Origin of the sequence: Coprobacillus cateniformis (assembly GCF_009767585.1) — a bacterium.
GTDB lineage: Bacteria > Bacillota_I > Bacilli_A > Erysipelotrichales > Coprobacillaceae > Coprobacillus > Coprobacillus cateniformis.
In genome coordinates this window covers 1,985,444-2,006,791 of the sequence record NZ_WSNW01000001.1, presented here as the reverse complement: position 1 = coordinate 2,006,791, position 21,348 = coordinate 1,985,444, and the positions used below count along the sequence as shown (strand labels likewise).

At 29.9% G+C, this 21,348-nt stretch carries 18 protein-coding genes; 10 read left to right on the top strand and 8 right to left on the bottom strand.

The window, feature by feature from the left end:
- Window positions 1–101: 101 nt before the first annotated feature.
- The 4 genes from GQF29_RS10015 to GQF29_RS10000 all read left to right on the top strand — a co-directional run bounded on the left by GQF29_RS10015 (window position 102) and on the right by GQF29_RS10000 (window position 2,794).
- Window positions 102–923 (top strand): aminoglycoside 6-adenylyltransferase, encoded by an 822-nt coding sequence (locus tag GQF29_RS10015; protein WP_008787175.1) that lies wholly within the window; start codon window positions 102–104, stop codon window positions 921–923.
- On the top strand, window positions 916–1,842 hold the full coding sequence (locus GQF29_RS10010; RefSeq protein WP_008787174.1) for a hypothetical protein: 927 nt from the start codon (window positions 916–918) through the stop codon (window positions 1,840–1,842). The genes GQF29_RS10015 and GQF29_RS10010 overlap by 8 nt, the downstream gene beginning before the upstream one ends.
- A gap of 57 nt (window positions 1,843–1,899) precedes the next feature.
- A complete protein-coding gene (locus GQF29_RS10005) occupies window positions 1,900–2,319 on the top strand; it encodes an ATP-binding protein (protein ID WP_017143954.1) in 420 nt (139 codons plus the stop codon).
- 91 nt (window positions 2,320–2,410) lie between these two features.
- The gene (locus GQF29_RS10000) at window positions 2,411–2,794 is read left to right on the top strand and encodes a hypothetical protein (RefSeq protein ID WP_008787172.1); all 384 of its coding nucleotides are present in this window, start codon (window positions 2,411–2,413) and stop codon (window positions 2,792–2,794) included.
- A 401-nt stretch (window positions 2,795–3,195) separates the two neighbouring features.
- On the opposite strand, the gene GQF29_RS09995 is transcribed toward GQF29_RS10000, so the two are convergent.
- From GQF29_RS09995 to GQF29_RS09985, 3 genes are all read right to left on the bottom strand, one after another.
- A complete protein-coding gene (locus GQF29_RS09995) occupies window positions 3,196–6,807 on the bottom strand; it encodes a UvrD-helicase domain-containing protein (RefSeq protein WP_008787171.1) in 3,612 nt (1,203 codons plus the stop codon).
- Entirely contained in the window at window positions 6,797–9,484 is a 2,688-nt protein-coding gene (locus GQF29_RS09990) for a PD-(D/E)XK nuclease family protein (RefSeq protein WP_008787170.1), read from the bottom strand. Before GQF29_RS09990 ends, GQF29_RS09995 begins: the two co-directional genes overlap by 11 nt.
- A 141-nt stretch (window positions 9,485–9,625) precedes the next feature.
- Complete coding sequence (locus GQF29_RS09985) at window positions 9,626–11,533, bottom strand: NAD(+) synthase (protein WP_160340800.1); 1,908 nt, start codon at window positions 11,531–11,533, stop codon at window positions 9,626–9,628.
- Window positions 11,534–11,691: 158 nt separating this feature from the next.
- Here GQF29_RS09985 and GQF29_RS09980 point away from each other — a divergent pair, with 158 nt between their 5' ends.
- Genes GQF29_RS09980 through GQF29_RS09970 form a run of 3 tightly spaced genes read left to right on the top strand, consistent with a single transcriptional unit; the run spans window position 11,692 to window position 13,522 of the window.
- The gene (locus GQF29_RS09980) at window positions 11,692–12,045 is read left to right on the top strand and encodes a GntR family transcriptional regulator (RefSeq protein ID WP_017143955.1); all 354 of its coding nucleotides are present in this window, start codon (window positions 11,692–11,694) and stop codon (window positions 12,043–12,045) included.
- A 2-nt stretch (window positions 12,046–12,047) separates the two neighbouring features.
- Window positions 12,048–12,746, top strand: a complete 699-nt coding sequence (locus tag GQF29_RS09975; protein ID WP_008787167.1) for an ABC transporter ATP-binding protein — start codon at window positions 12,048–12,050, stop codon at window positions 12,744–12,746.
- On the top strand, window positions 12,740–13,522 hold the full coding sequence (locus GQF29_RS09970; protein ID WP_008787166.1) for a hypothetical protein: 783 nt from the start codon (window positions 12,740–12,742) through the stop codon (window positions 13,520–13,522). Before GQF29_RS09975 ends, GQF29_RS09970 begins: the two co-directional genes overlap by 7 nt.
- A 28-nt stretch (window positions 13,523–13,550) precedes the next feature.
- On the opposite strand, the gene GQF29_RS09965 is transcribed toward GQF29_RS09970, so the two are convergent.
- From GQF29_RS09965 to ybaK, 5 genes are all read right to left on the bottom strand, one after another.
- Window positions 13,551–13,883: a hypothetical protein gene (locus tag GQF29_RS09965; protein WP_008787165.1), complete on the bottom strand. Its 333-nt coding sequence runs from the start codon at window positions 13,881–13,883 to the stop codon at window positions 13,551–13,553.
- Between the two features lie 4 nt (window positions 13,884–13,887).
- Window positions 13,888–15,660: a sensor histidine kinase gene (locus GQF29_RS09960; protein WP_017143956.1), complete on the bottom strand. Its 1,773-nt coding sequence runs from the start codon at window positions 15,658–15,660 to the stop codon at window positions 13,888–13,890.
- A complete protein-coding gene (locus GQF29_RS09955; protein ID WP_017143957.1) occupies window positions 15,650–16,327 on the bottom strand; it encodes a response regulator transcription factor in 678 nt (225 codons plus the stop codon). The genes GQF29_RS09960 and GQF29_RS09955 overlap by 11 nt, the downstream gene beginning before the upstream one ends.
- A 78-nt stretch (window positions 16,328–16,405) precedes the next feature.
- Window positions 16,406–18,100, bottom strand: coding sequence for a phospho-sugar mutase (locus tag GQF29_RS09950; protein ID WP_008787162.1), 1,695 nt, complete (start codon window positions 18,098–18,100; stop codon window positions 16,406–16,408).
- A 173-nt stretch (window positions 18,101–18,273) separates the two neighbouring features.
- Window positions 18,274–18,756, bottom strand: a complete 483-nt coding sequence (ybaK, locus tag GQF29_RS09945; protein WP_008787161.1) for a Cys-tRNA(Pro) deacylase — start codon at window positions 18,754–18,756, stop codon at window positions 18,274–18,276.
- A gap of 85 nt (window positions 18,757–18,841) precedes the next feature.
- On the opposite strand from ybaK, the gene GQF29_RS09940 reads away from it, so the two are divergent.
- From GQF29_RS09940 to GQF29_RS09930, 3 genes are all read left to right on the top strand, one after another.
- Window positions 18,842–19,498, top strand: coding sequence for a YczE/YyaS/YitT family protein (locus GQF29_RS09940; protein WP_008787160.1), 657 nt, complete (start codon window positions 18,842–18,844; stop codon window positions 19,496–19,498).
- Window positions 19,499–19,547: 49 nt separating this feature from the next.
- The gene (locus tag GQF29_RS09935; protein WP_008787159.1) at window positions 19,548–20,129 is read left to right on the top strand and encodes an HD domain-containing protein; all 582 of its coding nucleotides are present in this window, start codon (window positions 19,548–19,550) and stop codon (window positions 20,127–20,129) included.
- A 212-nt stretch (window positions 20,130–20,341) separates the two neighbouring features.
- Window positions 20,342–21,277 carry an Rpn family recombination-promoting nuclease/putative transposase gene (locus GQF29_RS09930; protein ID WP_008787158.1) on the top strand — a complete coding sequence of 312 codons (936 nt, stop codon included), beginning with the start codon at window positions 20,342–20,344 and terminating at the stop codon, window positions 21,275–21,277.
- The last annotated feature ends 71 nt before the right edge of the window (window positions 21,278–21,348 follow it).

Genomic DNA, 21,348 nt, shown 5'->3' with positions numbered 1-21,348 from the left:
GGTCAAGTGACCTATTTTTTTTATTTCTTCATTATATAATATTCCTATGCATAATTATGTTGGATTGATAGTTAATAAAAGAAAGTGAGAGGTGTTATATTATGACTAAAACACAACAGGAAATGATACAAAAGGTATTAGAATTTTCAAAAAGAGATAGTAGAATAATAGGACTTGCAATTAGTGGTTCTTATATCACAAAATCGCTAGATGAGTATTCTGATTTGGATTTTCTAATTGTAGTAGATGATAAATCCTATGAAGAAGTTATCGAAGAGAGATTACTTATTGTCGAACAGTTTGGAACATTAGTTTCTGCTTTTACTGGCGAACATGTTGGAGAACCTCGATTGATAATTTCCCTCTATGATTCCCCTATTCTTCATGTTGATTTTAAGTTTACAACCTTAGATGGTTTACTAGATAGGGTTGAAGATTCAGCTATTCTCTATGAAGAAAACAACTGCATAACAAAAATTTATTCTAAAAAAGAAGCACACTTCCCAACTCCAGACTTACAGTGGATTGAAGATAGATTTTGGATTTGGGTTCATTACGCTTGTACGAAGATTGGACGTAGAGAACTATTTGAAACAATTGATTTTTTATCTTTTTTAAGACAATCAGTACTTGCCCCATTAATACAGCTTCTCTTAGGTAAATTACCTCGTGGAGTTAGAAAAATTGAATTAGACGCACCCCAATATATTGAAGCATTAGAAAGGACGGTTGCTACTCATGAATATGAAAGCTGCGTTAATGCATTGCAGGCTACTATCAATCTGTATCTTGAGTTAAGAGAAGAATTATCACAAAGTCCTATTGTCAAAAAGGTTGAAGCTGAAAGAGTTGCATTACAGTATTTTCAAGATTTACTCAAAAATTATTTTGAAAGTAACAGTATGGAGGATAACTATGAGTGATATTTTAAGTAGAATTACAAATAAAATTGGGGATAAGAATATAGTTGATAAGTTATCAGCTCTATCAAAATCAGATTTGAACTCACTTCTCTTAGAAGTGTTTGATAGACAAGCAAATACTTTAACTGCAACTGATATTCTAAAGTCATACCAACTAAATAGATTTACTTTCCCTAGCAGTATGGATCCAGAAGAAATTCATACTTTGGAATCAAAATTATTGAGAAAAGCACGCAATATGGATATCAAGACGATTATGCTTTCTCCCTCTGCTCCATTAGGTAGCTGTAGCGTTTTTGGCTCTGTAGATCAATATAACGTAGTAAGTGCTCTACGAGGGACAGAAACACTTTCAGACCCCTCAAATATGTTAGCAATAATTATTGCTGATAAGTTAAAAAGAAAAGAAGAAAATAATACAATACCTATCCACATGGCTACTACTGCTAGGGTAATAAGAGCACAAAATTTTGAGGGTAAAGGTTTATATTCACATTTTGGCTTATATTGTATGGTTTCATCTGGTATAGATACAGGGTCTTACACTTGTGAAAAAATGTTGTTAGAAAAGCACTTAAACTATTATAAAGATATATTAAGTGAAATAGAAAATGTTCATTTATCTATTACTCTACGCAAAAGAAACGGATACAAAGATAATGACAGATTTTTCGACAGAATGGTTGAAACTATCAAACTTATTTTTCCTAATATAGAGTTATCAATTGATAATGAAGATGTTGATAATAATTATTATAAAGGTATCAATTTCAAATTATCAGTCAAACAAGGAAATGAAACCGTTGAAGTGGCTGACGGTGGATTTGTTGACTGGACTTATCAAATGCTTGGAAATAAAAAAGAACGCTGTTTGATAAGTGGTATTGGCTTAGAAAGATTTCTTGTAGCTGTTTCATAAAAAGAGAAGAAAAATGCAACTTATAGAGTGGAATTACCGATTTAGTTGAGTTTGCGAATGATAAAGAAATTGCAAAGAATCTTTGTGACAACTTCCCCCACCCTTATAGGGAGCAAAACGCTAGAGATTTTATTAGTTTTTGTTTGGCAACTTTTTGTCAAGATTTTTATAGTTGTACGTATGCAAATGGTTATTAAGAATTTCTTGAGCAATGCTATTAAGCATACACCAAAAAATAAACATATTTATATTGTATATAATGAGAATATTATATCTATTGAAAATGAAGGAGAATTCATTTCAGTAGATCAAATGAATAGAATATGGGATACATATGTCTCAAGTGATCGTGAAGGGACAGGTCTAGGACTAGCTATTTGCAAAACAATTTTAGATCTTCATCATTATGGATATTATGTAGAAAATACATCAAGAGGTGTAAAGTTTACAATCACTATAAACAAAAAGTCCTGTTAAGGGACTTTTATTGTTATGTCAAATCTTAGCGTTTTTTCTTGCATGATAGAGATAACTCCACTATAATTAAATATCATGGAGGTGTTTTGTGATGAATAAAATTGTAGGTATTCTTTTACCATATTTGATAATTATTTTTATAAGTATTATGCAATTTGTAACAATACCACAAAAGCTTGTGTTTGAAGCACTCGTTATAGGAATTACCATTGGTTTATGGTTTTTATGTTTACAAAAATCGGAAGGGACTGTTATGATGAAATTAGGCATGATTTTAAGCCTTGTTATTTTTGCTGTAGCTACAATTCTAGGTATTTCAAATCTTCATTTAGATATTCTCACAGATTTTACACCTATCCTTGCACTCATATCAGGATGTGAATGTATAGGATTATATATAGTTTCTCAAAATAAAACGACATTATCTATGTCATATAAATATTCCTATAAAAACAAGAGAAGAAGATATTTTTAAAGATACAATCTGTATCTTTTTTATTTATAAATTGAAAGCTAGGAATTAGCTTGCGACAAGTAATAGCTATTTCTAAGATACAATAATGATGTTGCTGGAACTCCACAATAGAGGAGATCATAGACATGTTAATTGAAGTGATTATATCTTCACTCATAACTATTGTAACATCTGTAATTACGGGTATATTGGTAGATTGCATATGTAAGCGGCTGAATAGGAAGTGAGTATAATAACCAGGAATAAGCACAAAAAAACCAGAAGTAACCACTTCTGTTTTTTCCTTTGCCATGTTATCCATGACTATATCTTCATCACTAGGATAATACTATAATTCTAGTGATAATTCAAGTATGCCATTATCTATTCCCTTTCATTCATTACTGATAAAAAGAAGTTAATTAAAATTCTACCCCTTTTGAAATATGTAAATAATAAACAATAGCTTTAATATCTTGCTTATACATATCTTTAAGGACTCTTTGATAGTAATTTAATTGAACTTTATGTTTTTCAATTAATGCATCTTCACTATTATTTTTAGAAATACGATCTGTTTTATAATCAAGGACATAGAGTTGATCTTTATAGACAAAAACTAAGTCAAAAATACCATGTATAACTTGATCAAGATTTTTATCATAATATGAAAATGGTTTCTCTTTATAAATATAAGATGCTTCTTTAATCATTTGATAATAATCACTATGGATAAAACCATATATTTGGTCTTGATAGGCAAGTAAAACTTGTCTACCATCTTCATTATATAAATGGTTTTCATATAACTGATTAATCAGTTGTTCAATATGATCTTCCTGGAAAGACAAATGACTTAATAAAAGATGGACAAGTGTTCCTTTGTCAGTAGCTGTCATTAATGCTGTTTCTTCATCCTTAGCCAATGATAAATAATGATCATCAGCAATCGCTTGAAGTTGAGTAACAGACATTGTTTTTGGTTTTTCTAAATCAAATGGATATTTGAAAGAACGATAGTGTTCTTGTATAGTTCCATTCATTGTTAAACTTTCTTTTTGGCGTTTTGGAATAGACTGTTCTATTGTTTGATCATCGGTTAGGAATAAACAAAACATAGCATGCTCAGTTGAATCAAGTGTCATTTGTTTTTCAAAATGATACTTTTTTAATAATTGTGCTCTTTGTTTGAGTTGTTCAATTTGTAGACATTGTTCAATAATCTGAGGATGACGTAGAATTGATGAGAGTGTCCATGATAAGTAGTTATTTGTTTTACGTAAACGGTCATATAATAAGATGGTACCAGCATTTTCACGATGATAGATATCGGGACTTTCATTAACCAATAGTTTTTCTTGCAAGGCTGCAATCTCATCAATACTTTTAAGCACACCTGTCAGGATTAATTTATGAGAAGCACGAGTTAATGCAACATAAAAAATACGCATTTCTTCATTAATAGATTCATCTAACTGACGTCTCGCTATCATATTTCTATAACAATTCTCATATTCAATAATCAAATTATTAAGATTCTCTGTGTTTTTTCTCATACGAGGCTTTAATGCGATCCCCAAACGCTTATCTATCATCATTCTTTCTTTACTATCTTGAGTGTTAAATTGTTTATGCATATTACATACAAAAACAATTGGAAATTCTAAACCTTTAGATTTATGAATTGTCATGAACTCAACAACATTATCACTTTCCGAAGATGACTGTGCAGGTGCAAAGTCTGATGAATTTTTTAATGTTTCAATTAACTCAGCAAGATAAGGATTCTGTTCTTGAGTCTGAAGAACAATCTCTAAAAATAAATCAAGATTTGATTTACGTTGTGAACCATTAATAAGCTTTGAAACAAAGAGTGGGTAATCAGTTAAACGATAAATTTCTTTTAAAACCTCATAAGGTGAATGAGTATAACTATATAATCTCAGTTCATTAAATATATCTAAGAAGTCAATAACACGTTTATCAGAAGATAAACTTAAACATTCATAAAGAGATATCTCTTTATGATCAGTTCTCAGTTTTGCAATTGTTTCCATATCAATATTGCTCATTGTATATGGCTGTCTTAAAATACTTAACAAAGCAATATCATCATATGGATGAGCCAATCCCTGTAAAAAAGTCATCATATTTTCTATCTCATTAGAATTCATAAGACCTTGTGATAAAACAATATGATTTGGAATTTGATATAAATCAAAAACCTTTTTAAAGGTTAAGAAGGAAACTGTTGAACGCATTAAAACAACCATATCCTTAAAATCAACAGGTTTATTTTGAATTTTCATTTCTTGCTTAAGTTTTAGTATTTTTTGAGCAACCATATGTGCCTCATATTGTTCTTTATCTAAAGAAGAAGCTGGATTATAGATATCAATAAGGATTTCAGTAGCAAGATGTTTTTCAGAGAAAAATCGGGTTCTTGCGCTTTCCTTTTGATTGTTTTCTTTCCCTACATAATCATAATTAAGTCTTGCACTATCATCTAGATAATACTCTAAACCACCAATATCTTTATCCATAATTTGATTAAAAATATAATTAATAGAATCTAAAACAATCTTAGAAGATCTATAATTAAACACCAAATCAATTCTTCTCGTATGAGTCTTTTGACAGTCTTCATCAGACAATGAGAATGTGTCATATTTATCAGAGAAGATTTGTGGATCAGCCTGTCTAAATCGATAAATTGATTGCTTCATGTCTCCAACCATAAACAAAGGAATAGCTGGTTGCTGATATTCAGATATCTTTAATAATAATGATTCTTGGATTTGGTTAGTATCTTGATATTCATCTACCATAATTTCTTTTAAACGATGATACAACACATCAACGATACCATATTGAGGTTCTAATAATTGATGAGCATATCTTTCTAAATCAGAGAAATCTAATTGGTTTAATTGTTTCTTTCTTTCTTGATAAGCATTCTGAAATTGATTGAGTAAATGACCTTCACTGATTAATATATCAATAGCTTGATAACTTATTTGGAGTTTTCTTACAAAATCATCTGGATCCTCTTCTAAATATGTCTTCACAGATTTATTATAAGACAAAAGAATATCTGTTTTCATTTTTGTAAATGTTTTTTTTGTATCTGGATCAATTTCTTTCCAGTTCATATTATAAGCTTTAGGTACTGATGAAGAAGCCATGCTTACCAATGTATCATATGTAATGGGTTGTGAAAAAACTTTGATTCTTTCATCCAAATAATCATAATATGCTTCAAAGGGAATTGGTAATTCTTGATTCTTTTCAGTTTGTTCGTCAGGTCTTTCATAAAAATCTGTGAGATTATGATTTTCAGCATAATATTTAAGTTCAATTAATTTATTTAAAGCCAAAACACTTTCATTATAAAAGATCTGTTTGAGATATGGAAATAATGGCCATTCTTCTAAAGCCGATGAGAGAGTATCATAATTCTGTTTCTTCATATGGTCAACAAAACCATAAAAATCATCAATAGAATGTGAAAGTTCATCAATGGACAATAATAAAGAAGAAAAAGCATCAAGAGAATAACCAGGAAAATATAATGATAAAAATTCTTTTATATGCTCTTCAAGAATCCATTTCTCTAAACATTCTTGAAGAACTGCTTTTTTAATCATTGATGGATCACTATTAATTTCAAAGCCAGGCATGACATTAACAAGATAACCATATTTCATTAATAACAAATTACAAAACCCATGAAAGTTAGTCATATAAGCATGAGGAAGATTAAGAATTTGTTTTTCTAAATGTTCTTTTAAAGTTAAATCTATATCAGTCGAAACAAGTTGATGAAGTTCTTCTGATAACCTTTGTTTCATCTCATTACCAGCAGCCTGAGTGAAAGTTAAAACAAGGAAATCAAAAATTTCATAACCTTCTTTTAAAAGTTCAACAATTCGACTCACTAAGATTTTTGTTTTTCCACTACCAGCAGGAGCACTGACAAGAATAGATGCATCTCTTTGCTGGATAGCTTTTAATTGTCCTTCATTAAACGGCATCTTCTTCCCCTCCTAATATTGATTGAATATCTAAAAACTTAACCATATCATAATCATTATAAAAGACATCAAAACCGCAGACACTATGATATGGGCAATAACGACATGGATTGACTATCGCATGAGTTGCACTCTGATCACTTCCTTTAGGAGTGATCGTTATACATCCCTCTAACATTTTTTGATAAAGTGTATAAATATGTTTCTCAATTTCTTCTAATAATCGCTTAAGTTGTTTTGGTGTCAAAATTTGTCCTTTATATTCATTTCTAGATTTTACATAAGTGACGTTAATAATATCTGATTTTTTATCAAAATTTGGATCCATTGCTGAAATAACAGTATGACTTTCATCATCAACAACATAACCACCAAAACGATATTGTTTATAAAACTCATTTTCATCAACTGGTTCACTCATATTCTGATTCACAGAAAGTATCCTTTTTTTGGTGTTGAAATATAAAACAGCACCTGGATCTTTTTGATAAAGTTCAGTGACCATTTTTAAGTATAATAACATTTGAATATGAAATCCCTGAATCGCAAGATTAATATCAATATCTTTGGCACTTGATTTATAATCAATAATAGAAACATAGTTTTGATATTGATCAATTCTATCAACGAATCCTTTAAAATGCATCCCCTGTATATCATGTTGAACTTTCTTTTCTTTATCATGGAGTTGAAATTGTGAAATCTTTAATTGTCTTTTTAAGACTGTTAAAGTCATTTCTAAATCTTTCTTAAGTTGTTCAATAAAATATTGATTAATATGAGAATTGGAAATCTTTGTTTGGAGATTTTCATCTTGTAAAATATAATTATCAACTATAGTTCCTATATCAACTTGTTGATCTATATTAATAGAAAGAACATAGTGAACAAGACTACCCAATTCATTAGGCAGCAATTGTGACTCTTTTGTAGGATATATACCTAATCCATATTGAACAAAATACTGAAAAGGACATTTATTGTAAGTTTCAATTTGACTAACAGACAGAGTAGGACTATAAAGTTTTTCTACAGTTTCTCTAGATAATTGTACAGGCTGATTATGTGAATGTATATAATCTTGAATATTTTTGTTAAGCAATTCTTTTTCAGTAATAAGCCCACCTGAAAGATAATAATCATCCAAAGGTAAATAGTTGAGTTCAAAAGCGGGATGTAATGTCAATAGATTTTCCAATTCTTTATATAGTGATGATTGTAATAGTGTTTCTCCTGAGAGTGTTTGTTTACAATATGAAAAAGTCATACTTATAGCAGGCTGGAGTAAAGCTTTTAAGATATCATTATGATGAGCTCCTAGTTGTTCAGTTGTATTGAGAGGCGTCGTGATTTGGAACTTTCTCAATAATTGAATATCTTCATCTAACAATAAACCAGTATCTTTAATAAGTGCAGGGAAAATTGTTTCATTTAAACCTAAGAAAAAGATATGTTTTGGTTGTGCTGTTTTGACCTTATCGATTGTACATATTTTTATTTGGTCTAATGTATTAGACTTTTCCTGATGGTTATGAATATAAGTCGCTGTAAAGAATTCTTTAAATTCTTGAGCTGTTATTATATCAAAATAATCAAAAAGACTTTCTAAATATTCATAATAATCTTTTTCTAATTCTTCTTGATGAAGCTGATGAGCAATATCGCTTATTGAAGAATCTGGGATACAATCAAGAGCTGATATTATTTTTTGATAACTTTTATCATATACACATGAAGATGTCATAGATAATGAATGGGGGATGTTGAGAACTGTTAGAGTATCTACTAATAAATGAATATAAGATGAATTAGGATAAACAATCATAAAATCCTGGTAGTGTAGCCCTTCATCAACAATTTTTTGTTGAATTGAATATATGACTCTTTTCACTTCTTGATGTGGAGTTGGTGCAATAAATGTAAAATAATGTTCATTTGTAGAAGAGACTGTATTTTTTTGAGTAAAAAGATATTCAGATATATGAGTTGGTTCATTGAGTGTTAATGCTTCTTTGCATAATTCATGAAAAGGAAGATTCATAAGACGCTGGTCAGGTTGATGTGTGTAAAGTAGAGTTATATCATTTTGTATTGCAAGCTGATGGATAAGGGTTTGTTTTACTGCTTCAATATGATGATCTGCTTCTATGTAGATATGCTGATAAGATGAATACAAATCTTGTTGATTTAAGAAACCTTCAGCTGTTATATGAGTGAATTCATCACAGTGTTCTTTGAGGGCTTTATATAAATGAATAAAATCTTTGAGTTTAAGATTTTTAATAATGTCTTGTGAATAATCAGTTTGATTCAGATCATAGGCTTTTATTAAAGGAATAAACTTATCAATTAATGGATATGGCTGATCGTTGCTAAAACAATGGAATTTATCAGTATTTAAGATATCACGAAGATAATAAACCCATTCAGTATGTGTCAAAACATGATGTTTTGTTAAATGATTTTCAACAATCAACTGTTGAATAAATTTTGACCAAGACATAATCTCAATGTTAACGAGATAATGAGTATGTTGAAAAAATAACTGTTCAACAATATCTGGATCCTCAGCAATAAAAAGATATATTTCAAAGGGATGTTGCATCGCTTTTTCATAACATTCTTTAACCATTTCTTTTAATTTATAAGAATAATTTAAACCATTAATGACACGCATATGACTCACCTCCTGTTTATTATACATGAAAATGGGCAGAAAGAAAAAGGAAGTTTATAAATAAAGTGAATAAGAAAATGACCTGAGGTTGTTCAATTCTAGATAAAGAAAAACCAAGTTTTTTTCCTTGGCTTTTCAGGTTTATAATTTTTCACATTCTTCTAACCAGGCGTTGACATTGACATCGCTTGGCATTCTTAGATCTCCTCTTGGACTTAAAGCAACACTACCAACTTTCGGTCCATCAGGAATACAAGAGCGTTTAAATTGCTGTGTAAAGAAACGACGATAGAATAATGTTAGCCATTTTTTGATTGTTTCCTGATCATATTTTTCTTGATATGCCAAACAGGCAATACGATAAAGTTTACGAGGCTCATAATGAAATCTGACATGATGATATAAGAAGAAATCATGAAGTTCATATGGACCTACAATATCTTCTGTCTTTTGTACGATTTCGTTATCTTTGGCAAATAATAATTCGGGTGAAACAGGTGTATCTAAAATATCTTGTAAAACAGATTCTAGTGGCTGACCTTTATAGAGTGTTGAAACATAGTCAACCAAATACCTAACTAATGTTTTTGGAACTGAGACATTGACTGCATACATACTCATATGATCACCATTATATGTTGACCAACCTAAAGCAACTTCAGATAAATCTCCAGTCCCAATAACAATACCACCTTCTTGATTAGCAATATCCATAAGAACTTGAGTTCTTTCTCTTGCTTGTGAATTTTCATAAGTCACATCATGGACATTTTCATCATGATGAATATCTTTAAAATGTTGTTTAACAGCTGCAGTAATATCAACAGTTAATGAAGTAACTTTTAATTCTTCCATCATTTTTAAGGCATTGTTTTTAGTTCTTGAGGTTGTACCAAAACAAGGCATTGTAACAGCGATGATATCCTGTGATGGATAACCTAATTTCTTGTAAGCCATACTTGCAACAAGGAGAGCAAGTGTTGAATCTAGTCCTCCTGATATACCAATCACAACTTTTTGAATATGAGCAGCTTTTAATCTTTGAATTAATCCATGCATTTGAATATCAAAGACTTCTTTACAGCGCATTGCACGTTGCTCAGTATCACTAGGCACAAATGGATAAGGATTGTAATAACGTTCTAATTCTAAATCCTCTGTATCTATTTCAAAGGGAATGAAATGATAATGATCATTTCGTGTCTCATAAGTAGACATTTCAATACGTTCACTTACTAATTTATCAAGATCGATGTCTGAATAAATGAGCCCAGTTTCATATTGCACGGATTCTTCTAATAAAGTACCATTCTCAGCAATAATATGATGATTACTGAAAACTACATCAGTTGTTGATTCGCCTAATCCCGCATTACAATAAGCATAGCCACAAATTAACCTTGCGCTATGAGAAGAAACCAAGAGACGACGATAGTCTGACTTAGATGTTAGATCATTGCTTGCTGAAGGATTTAAGATTAAGGTAGCTCCATTTAAGCAATGTTTTGTACTAGGTGGTAAAGGAGCCCACAAGTCTTCACAAATCTCTACTGCAATTTTTAAATGTTCATGATGAAAAGATTCAAAAATAATATCAGTACCAAAAGATATATAGTCTCCATTAATCATAATTTCAGTACATTCTTGAGGTGCACTTGCAAAATGACGTCCCTCATAAAATTCATGATATGTAGGAATATAAGTTTTAGGAATAACACCTAAAATTTCTCCTCCACATAGTGCAATTGCACAATTATATAATTTATTCATATGTATGAAAGGTGCACCAATAACCATAAATAAATCTAATTCATATGTTGCATCCAATATATGTTCGAGTTGTTGAGTGACTTCATTAAGAACACGTTTTTGATAAAATAAATCTTCAATTGTATACCCTGTTAAACAAAGTTCAGGAAAAAGCAGAATCTTTATATGTTCTTCGCTTGCCTTGTGTGCATATTTAATAATTTGATCAGCGTTTGCTTTAACATTTCCTAGTTTCATATCAAAACTTGCACAACCCACTCTCACAAATCCGTCTTTCATAATATCTCCTCCAATTGCATTTATTATAGCATATATTATTAGTATAAACAAAAATAATGTTTGTAGTAATAATGTAGATAATATTTATATATTTTGTTGACAAATATAAACCTCTGTGTTACTGTATTAGTGTATTAATACAGTAAGGAGTGATGGATATGGGTGATTTTCAAGCCAATGTTCCTATCTACTTACAGGTTGTCAATAAATTAAAGTTTAAGATTATGAACGGGACTTTGCAACCTGGTGATAAAATAGCCTCTGTAAGAGAACTAGCTTTAGAGTTAGGAGTCAATCCTAATACAGTACAAAGAGCTTTTGCAGAACTAGAAAGAGAAGGCTTTATTCGTACTGAAAGAGCTGTAGGAAGATATGTGGCAGATAATCAGAAGTTGATTGATGATTGTAAGAATCAGTTAGTTAAAGAAGATGTTCATCAATTTGTTGAACGTATGAAAATGTTAGGGATTAGTAAAGCAGATATCATAAGATATCTTGATGAGGAGGAATAAGTATGGCAGAATTAATTGAGATTCATAATTTAAGTAAGTCATATGGTAAAAAAGAAGTTTTGAAAAATGTTGATTTAAATTTATCAGGAGGGAAAATCATTGGTTTACTTGGACCAAATGGAAGTGGAAAAACAACATTAATTAAGATTTTAAATGGTTTATTAAAAGATTACACAGGTCATATTACGATTGATGGTCAACCAATTGGAGTTCACTCAAAAGAATTAATTTCTTATTTGCCTGATGAACCATATTTTGAAAATTGGATGACAACAACAGATGCTTTAAATCTTTTTAATGATATGTATAAAGATTTTGATCTTAATAAAGCTCTATCATTAATGGAAAGAATGGATTTAGAAAAAGGTGTTAAAATTAAAGAACTTTCTAAAGGAATGAAAGAAAAGTTTCAATTAACACTTGTGATGTCTCGTAAAGCAAAAATCTATATTTTAGATGAACCAATAGGTGGAGTAGATCCAGCTGCAAGAGATCTGATTTTGGATGTTATTTTAAGCAATTATGCAGAAGATGCAATTGTGTTATTATCAACACATTTAATCTCTGATATTGAAAAGATTTTTGATGAAGTTATCTTTATTAAAAAAGGGTTGGTTGTATTGCATGAAGATAGTGAAAGTTTAAGAGAAAAAAGACAAGCTTCGATTGATGAAATCTTTAGGGAGGAATTTAAATGTTAAAATTAATGAAATATGAATTTATTCATTCAATGCGTACCTTCTTTATTGCTTTTGTTGTATTTTTAGCAGGATGCATTTTATTACCATTTTTTATGGATGGATTTCTCACAAGTCTTCCAATTGTATCAGTTGTCTTTGGGTTAGGGTTCTCGTTTTTAATTATTGGTATTTTGTTTGCACTATTTATTAGTATATTTGTTAATTATGATCGTTCTATGTTTAAAAGACCTGGCTACTTGACATTAACATTGCCTGTATCTACGACAGAACTTATTTTATCTAAAGTGTTAACAACAATGATTTGGCTTATTATTGCAATGTTTGTTATGGTTCTTGGTTTTTCTATGATGGCTGTTGTTGTATCGGTTAGAGAAAATGCATTTAATCTTAGTAGTTTCTTTGAATTCTTTAGAATGTTTTTTGAAAGTTTTGTAGAATATTTAACACATTATCCAATTGAATTCTTAAATAATGTTATTATGGTTTTTGCAGAATTATTAATTCTTGTTGGAGGAATCTTCTTCTCTTTAACAATTGTGCGTACAAAATGGTTTAGAAAACATCAATTGATATTTGGAGTCATTATTTATTTTGCAATTAACTTCTTTATAGGCTGGCTATCAGGAGTGTTATTTGGAGATTCAACTTCAACTTTTATGTCAGCTGGAACAGATATTGTGACATTAATAACTAGTAATTTATATTATATTTTATTTGGGGTTCTCTTTACAATTGGAACAATTTATATAATTGATCATCATATTGAAATTGAATAAAAAATAAAGGTCATCTCGCGATGACCTTTTAACATTTCTTTTGAATAAAATAATAAAGTGTAAAAAACAGCAAGGCTGCAATACCCATCCCTACTGAAAAACTTGATGAAAAAGCATAAGGAGAAGCAGCTTCTATAAATAAACTTATAACAATGATACCAACAGTTATAAATCCAATCCATTTTGCTTGATTATCCTTTACTAAATAAATAGGTGCAAGAATTAAACAGATTGAAATGATAATAGCAGGAATTAAAGTTAAAAAAGGTATTGAATTAAATAAAAGCATAAGTGTGATAGAAAAATAAAAGATTGCTGGTACGAATCCTAAGGCAAAAATGAATGGTTTTAGAATTTTCATATCATCACCTCCTATTTTTAAAATAAAATTCAACTCCTTGTTCTTTATTTTGAACACCATACTCAAAATCATGGAGTTCTAGAATAGAACGACAAATAGCAAGTCCTAAACCACTCCCTTCTTTATCATGAGTTACAAATGTATACCAAATTTGACCAAGTCTATCTTCTAATATCAAGTCTCCATCATTATAAACAGATACTCCATTATCTATATTAATAATAATATTCCCATTTTGATAAGTATGTTTAATAGCATTTGATATAAAATTATGAAGTACTGTTTCAATGAGTTGGCAATCAGCATATATGATTGAATCTTTTTTATGGACAACGACATGTATATTCTTTTTCATAAATAAAATCTCATACTCATCTATAATTTCTGTGACAATGTCCTCTAAATCAAACTTTTGTTTTTTTAATTCTACTTTTCCTGCTTCTAAGCGAGATAAACTTAACATGGATTGAATAAGAGCATTAATTCTTGCTGTTTCTCTATTAATAATATCTAAATACTTTTCTCTTTCTTCATTGTTATCAGTTTCATCAATCAACTCACTATAACCATTAATAATTCCTAATGGCGTTTTCATTTCATGTGTAAACTGATTAATAAAGTCTTTCCTTAATGACTCTAATTCTTTAACTTTATCAATTTCTAAATGTAATTGAACTATATTTTCTTTTAATTGCTTCCTCATGAGATCTATACTATGTGCAAGACTACCAATTTCATCCTTAGATTTTATAACAATAGCATCATCAAATTCTTGATTCGCAATTTTTAAAGCAGCTTGTTCTACTTTTCTAATAGGTTTAGAAATCATATAAGACAATATAAGTGAAATAAATACAGCAATAACAAACGCCATAATATACAACCATATATTTTGATGAAGATACTGTTGAAGAACATAATTATCTAAATTATGAGATACATTAACAATAACACTATGCACACTTGCATCAGATGTATTATTTTTATCCCACCCTAATGCTGAAGCACTTAAAAAGTAATAATTATTCTTAATTTTTTTAATTTCTGTACTATAAATTCCTGTTCCATAGGAAAAATTCATCATTTGTTCTACTTGCGATTTCATTTCATTAACATCTATAATAAACATCTTCTGTGTGACAGGATCTTGTAAAACTCTTTGCCCTTTGATACAAAATTCATTTATATAAGTCTTCTGGTCACTTTGAGAAGCAATTCCAAATGAACTTTTATCCCACTTCAAATAAACAATTTGATTATTTTCTATTCTATAATCTACAGTTATATCTTCATCGCTATTTAAGTGTAGGATCAAATAATCCAATAAACTAAACTTTTGAGATGTAGATAATTGTTCAATTGAAACATATATCCATCCTCCATTTACATTATCTATAATCTGAATATAATTATCCTTATAAGGTGATCCCAATGAATAATCTATGATTTTATGAGGATTATATTGCGAATCTTTAAATGTATGACTTACAATAAAAATACTTGATTGATAAAATTCATAAGTTTTTAGTCTTTCCTTAAATTTTTGAGAATTCACTTTATCTAATATGTCTTGATAACTTAACACGGGGGTGTTTTGCGAAATATCATAAACACGCTTAATGTCGTCCATTTTTTTATTAATATCCTGTGATGTAGATACATTATTTAAATATAACTGTGTTTGTGCATCAATATTTAATTTCATTGAAATTGCTAATATCAATATAAATCCAATCATCATAATAATAAAAATTTTTACACTTATTTTATGTTTCACAATCCTCACCTCCTTTAAATACATATCCAACTTTAAAAACTGTTTGGATATATCCTTGATATTTACCTAGTTTTTTCCTCACTTTTTTAATGTAAGTATCAACTGCTCTCGCATCTCCATAATAATCATAACCCCATAAAGCGTCTAAAATCTGTTCACGAGATAAGAGTTGATAAGCATTCTTAGTTAAATATTCTAATAAAAGATATTCTTTATGTGTTAAAGATAATTCCTCATTCTCTAGCCAAACTTGATGATTCAAATAATCGATATTTAATTTTCCAAAATTCTTTGTTTCACTTTGTGTATTTTGCTGTCTTTTACATATTGCTAAACACTTTGCATAAAGAACTGAAGGTAAAAATGGTTTAGATATGTAATCATCTCCCCCATATTGAAAAGCTTTTAATTGATTTTCTTCTTCACTTAATGCACTCATAAAAACAATAGGACATTGAGAACTTTGTCTAATTTGATAACATACTTCATAGCCATCAATACCAGGCATCATAATATCTAATAAAATAAGATCAGTAGAATTATTTAGCTTTGATAATCCATCAAATCCATCTATTGCTTCAATGATCACTATATCCCTCTTTTTAAAATATGTTTTGATTATAGAACGAATATCAATATCATCTTCTATTAATAAAATAGTATACATCATCCCTACCTCCTATCTTTATTGTATAGTTGACCTGTGTAAAATTTGTGTAAAAGAAAAAGGTTGGAATCCAACCCTTTACTCACCAATCATTTCTAACACGGCCTTATGGAAAACCTCAGTTTTACTTGCAGCATCTTCTGCATTATGACCTTTAATAGAGAAATAGAATTTACATTTTGGTTCTGTTCCACTTGGTCTAGCAGCAATCCAAGAACCATCTTCCAGATAATATTTTAACACATTAGATTTTGGTAAATCAATTGTCACTTCATTTCCATCTTCATAGCGAATACTTGCTTGATAATCTTCACTAGCAACCACTTTGACATTGGCAATTGTAGTTGGAGCTTCTTTTCTTAGATTATCCATAATCTCTTTAATACGAGCAGCTCCTGCAGCTCCTGCTTTAGATAAAGCAATTTGCGTTTCTTTGAATGTTCCATGTTTTTCATAGAGTTCATTTAAGACATCAACTAAATCTTTACCTTGTTTCTTATAATAATTACCAGCTTCAGCAGCAGTTAAAACCGCCTGAACAGCATCTTTATCTCTTACAAAATCTTTGATCACACAACCATAAGACTCTTCATATCCAAAGACAAATTGTTTTTCACCAGTCTTTTCATATTTTCTAATCTTATCCCCAATAAATTTAAATCCAGTTAATGTTTTTTCCACATCAACACCATAACTTCTTGCTACCAATTCACCTAAATCAGAAGTGACAATTGTATTATACATCACTGCATTATCAGGCAACGTTCCTTTTTCTTTCATTTGACTTAAAATATACTCCAAATAAACAGCAGCAGATTGATTACCACTCATTAAAACATACTTGCCATCATGTTTTGCAACAACACCCAATCTATCTCCATCAGGATCACAAATAACTACAACATCCGCTCCAACTTCTTTAGCCTTGATAATAGCCAGTTCATAAGCCATATCGACTTCAGGGTTAGGAGATTTTGTATTTGTATAATCTGGGTCAGGAGCACATTGTGCCAATACAGGCACTACATCGTATCCTAAACGTCCTAAACATTCTCTAACAGGAATATTACTTGTTCCATGTTGTGGTGAGAAAACAATCTTAAACCCACTCTTATCCATACCTGGATTAATCTCAATACCCATAACTTCTTTATAATAAGCTTCATCAACTTCTTCACCAATCCAAGTCATATATGGATAAGCTTCTTCATTACTACAAACTTCTACACCCAATTCATCTTCAACTTCATTAACGTACTTAACAACAATATCTCCCCATTCTGGAATCAATTGACAACCTGTATCATCATAAACCTTATACCCATTATACTCTTTAGGATTATGTGATGCTGTAATCATAATACCTCCTGCGCATTTTAAAAACCTAACTGCATAAGATAATTCTGGTGTTGGTCTTAAACTTTCAAAGATATATGATTTGATTCCAAACGTTGCTAAAACTTTTGCACTTTCAACTGCAAATCGATATGACATGTGTCTATTATCATAACCAATAGCTACGCCTCTCTCCTTACCGTTTTCTAAACCTAAAATATACTTAGCAAATCCAACATTTGCTTTTCTTATTGTGTAAATATTCATACGGTTCGTTCCTGCTCCAAGTATTCCTCTCATCCCAGCAGTTCCAAATTCTAAATCAGTGTAGAAAGCATCTTCTTTTTCTTTTTCATTCATTGCAATTAACTCTGCTTTTAATGATGGATCTAATGTTTCACAATTGAACCATCTTTCATAATTTGTATTGTAATCCATATCTATTCACCTCTTAGTTTAATTATATCAAAGCTTATAATTGAAAGCCATAAAAATAACATGATAAATAAAAACATTTTTCTTAAACCTCCATTTATACATTTCTATCAATATATATTTGTAACTCCATCACTTCGTTCGTGTCTAAGACCTAATTAACAGTTTAAGAACCTTTATTTTCCTCTTCTCATCACATCTGCATATTCCCCATTCACACATTTCCTTAATTCTTCTGGAGCTATTATCACTTGCAACCCACGTTTTCCAGCACTAACTGCAACTTTGTTCATATGGCTCATGTCTTCTTGAAAATATGTTTTAAATGTCCTTTTCATTCCAATAGGCGAACACCCACCACGGATATATCCTGTTACATTGAATAAATCTTTTTGATGGATCATTGATACACTCTTATGCCCACTAACCTTCGCAAGTTTTTTTAAATCAATCTCTTCTAATATCGGAATACAACAAACAAGATACCCATTATGACAACTTAAAACTAAGGTCTTATAAATTTCATCTGCCTGTAAATCAACTTGTGAAACTATATACTGCCCGCTTAGATGTTCATCATCATAATCATATTCTCTTGTTTCATAATCAATATGTTTTTGCTCAAGTATTCTTAATACATTTGTTTTGACTTTCTTCATTATTTACACCTACTTATCTTGCTTTTTACATTACCTTCATTATAATATTGATAAGATAAAAACGAAAGCATTAGGGAGAAAAAATATGTATTCAAAGAGATTTATAAGATTATTGATATCTATGCCTGTTTTTGCATTTGGAGCAACATTAAGTATCCAATCAGGAATTGGTGTTAATGCATGGGATACATTTGCATTAGGTATAACAAATGTATTACCTATTCAATATGGTACCGTTGTATTATTAACTGGTATATTTGTATTGTTCATTGATATTATTCTTAAACAACCCATTGGATTTGGCACATTGTTGGATATTATGATTATTGGTAAAACAACAGATTTATTTTTATCTTTTGAATTTATTCCACAAATAACATCGTTACCGCTTGCAATTATATTACTTATTACTAGTTTATTTATTCAATCTTTTGGTGTCTATTTATATACCAGTGCTGGTTTAAGTGTAGGTCCTCGTGATGCGATGTTAATCGCAATTGCTAAAAAATCAAATCATATGTCTATAGGTACAATTAAAGCCATTATTGAAATAAGTGTTTTTATTATTGGATTTATGCTGGGTGCTCCAGTAGGAATAGGGACTCTTATTTGTGTTTTTGGTATTGGGTTCATTCTACAATTCACATTAAAGATATTCCATTTAGACCTTAGAAAGGTCAAACAAGAAAGTCTATTAGAAACAACAGTGCAAATTTTCTCTAAACAAAAGGTATATGAATAGATGTACTTTTTGTTTAAATTTGTTATAATTTGAAAAAGGATGTGAGGTCATGAATAATAAGGAAAGATTTATTGAAGTTTATAAGAAATATATTCATCGAGAAGGTAGTGATAAATTATTAGAATATTTAATGTCACATAGTTCTGATTTTTTTGATGCACCAGCTAGTGCTAGATATCATGGAAATTACGATGGTGGATTAGTTGAACATAGTTTAAATGTTTATGATTGTCTCAAAGACTATTTAGAAAGAACAAGGGTTAAAACAACTTATGGTTTAAATTATAATGATGAGAGTATTGCTATTGTGGCTTTGTTGCACGATTTGTGCAAGATTAATTGTTATAAAAAAGGAACAAGAAATGTTAAAGAAAATGGTCAATGGAAACAGGTTCCAACATTTGAATACAATGATACTCTACCATATGGACATGGTGAGAAAAGTGTCTATATGATTAGCGGCTATATGCGTTTAACAAGGGAAGAAGCTTTTGCAATTCGCTACCATATGGGCTTTTCAGGTAGTGAAGATGCTCGTAATGTTGGTGCTGCATTTGAGATGTTCCCATTAGCCTTTGCTTTATCAACTGCTGATATGGAAGCCACATATTTTATTGAAGGTAAAAACTAATTTTTCTTATATGTTATAATGGTTCAAACTGTAAAAGGATTGACCATTTTTTATTTTTAACTTTTTACAGAATAAAAAAGAAAAATACAAAAAAAATATGAATATATATAGTAAGAGGCATGATTTTCTTTTCTATATATATTTTCTTTTAGCAATCTTTGTGTTATGATATATCTAGAATATGCCTCTTTCATTTTATTAAGGAGGTATTTATGTATACTGTGACTCATCATAATGTTCTATCAGACACGACACCTGATCCAACTCTTAAGGACTTCTTTAAACGAAAAGATCGTTTTGCTGATCTTATCAACTGTCTTCTCTTTCACGGACAAACTATATTGTACAATGAAAACCTATCTCTCTATGACTCTAATAGTTCTACTGTTTTTCATCATAAAGCTATGAATATCAGTGTCAGCAAAGCCAGAGATATTATAATGAGAGTCAATCATACCGATGCTCCTATATTGATTGGACTTGAAAATCAGCAGACAATTGATTATACCATGCCCTTTCGGATATTAGTTTATGATACGATTACATACAATCAGCAATTTCATATGGTAAACATTACTTCTAGAAAATCATTCTATCCAATACCTGTTGTGACCTGTGTTCTTTACTATGGTGATAAGAAATGGAGACAGCCTTATTCCTTAACAGAAAGAATGGTCATTCCATACATATATAAGTATTTAATAAACGATTGGTATGGACATATCTATGATATTAAGGATATTGATGTCAGTCAGTTAAATCATCCAGATAATATCATGATGATAGAGGCAGTACAAAAGTTCTATCAATGGGATAGGAATTTAGAAAGTCTAAGAGATATGATATTAACAAAGGAAGTCGTAGTTGTTGTAGCAACAGTTATAGGAAACAAGAAATTTGGTATCAAGATACAAAAAGAAGAAAGTGAGGAAATAAATATGTGTGCTGTATTTGATGAATATGTCAAAGAAAGAGAAATGAAGGGAAAAGTTTCACTATTACTTACACTCCTAAAAAGCAAATTTGGAGTCATATCAGATGAATTGATTATGAAATTAGAGAACAGTACAACTGATGAACTTAATCAGGTAACACTTACTATACTGAATGCAAGAACTGAAGAAGATATCATGAATATCTTCAATTAAATAAATAGAATTAAGATCTTATGCTATTCTCATAGGCTGGCATAAGATTTTTTATTTTCAAAATACAATTG

Excerpts from the sequence above, each read along its gene's own strand:
- GQF29_RS09985 (WP_160340800.1), bottom strand. The coding sequence starts at position 11,533 with ATGAAAGACGGATTTGTGAGAGTGGGTTGTGCAAGTTTTGATATGAAA.
- GQF29_RS10005 (WP_017143954.1), top strand. The coding sequence starts at position 1,900 with ATGATAAAGAAATTGCAAAGAATCTTTGTGACAACTTCCCCCACCCTT.
- GQF29_RS09940 (WP_008787160.1), top strand. The coding sequence starts at position 18,842 with ATGTATTCAAAGAGATTTATAAGATTATTGATATCTATGCCTGTTTTT.
- GQF29_RS09990 (WP_008787170.1), bottom strand. The coding sequence starts at position 9,484 with ATGCGTGTCATTAATGGTTTAAATTATTCTTATAAATTAAAAGAAATG.
- GQF29_RS10015 (WP_008787175.1), top strand. The coding sequence starts at position 102 with ATGACTAAAACACAACAGGAAATGATACAAAAGGTATTAGAATTTTCA.
- ybaK (WP_008787161.1), bottom strand. The coding sequence starts at position 18,756 with ATGAAGAAAGTCAAAACAAATGTATTAAGAATACTTGAGCAAAAACAT.
- GQF29_RS09970 (WP_008787166.1), top strand. The coding sequence starts at position 12,740 with ATGTTAAAATTAATGAAATATGAATTTATTCATTCAATGCGTACCTTC.
- GQF29_RS09935 (WP_008787159.1), top strand. The coding sequence starts at position 19,548 with ATGAATAATAAGGAAAGATTTATTGAAGTTTATAAGAAATATATTCAT.
- GQF29_RS09975 (WP_008787167.1), top strand. The coding sequence starts at position 12,048 with ATGGCAGAATTAATTGAGATTCATAATTTAAGTAAGTCATATGGTAAA.
- GQF29_RS09930 (WP_008787158.1), top strand. The coding sequence starts at position 20,342 with ATGTATACTGTGACTCATCATAATGTTCTATCAGACACGACACCTGAT.
- GQF29_RS09965 (WP_008787165.1), bottom strand. The coding sequence starts at position 13,883 with ATGAAAATTCTAAAACCATTCATTTTTGCCTTAGGATTCGTACCAGCA.
- GQF29_RS10010 (WP_008787174.1), top strand. The coding sequence starts at position 916 with ATGAGTGATATTTTAAGTAGAATTACAAATAAAATTGGGGATAAGAAT.
- GQF29_RS09980 (WP_017143955.1), top strand. The coding sequence starts at position 11,692 with ATGGGTGATTTTCAAGCCAATGTTCCTATCTACTTACAGGTTGTCAAT.
- GQF29_RS09955 (WP_017143957.1), bottom strand. The coding sequence starts at position 16,327 with ATGTATACTATTTTATTAATAGAAGATGATATTGATATTCGTTCTATA.
- GQF29_RS09995 (WP_008787171.1), bottom strand. The coding sequence starts at position 6,807 with ATGCCGTTTAATGAAGGACAATTAAAAGCTATCCAGCAAAGAGATGCA.
- GQF29_RS09950 (WP_008787162.1), bottom strand. The coding sequence starts at position 18,100 with ATGGATTACAATACAAATTATGAAAGATGGTTCAATTGTGAAACATTA.
- GQF29_RS10000 (WP_008787172.1), top strand. The coding sequence starts at position 2,411 with ATGAATAAAATTGTAGGTATTCTTTTACCATATTTGATAATTATTTTT.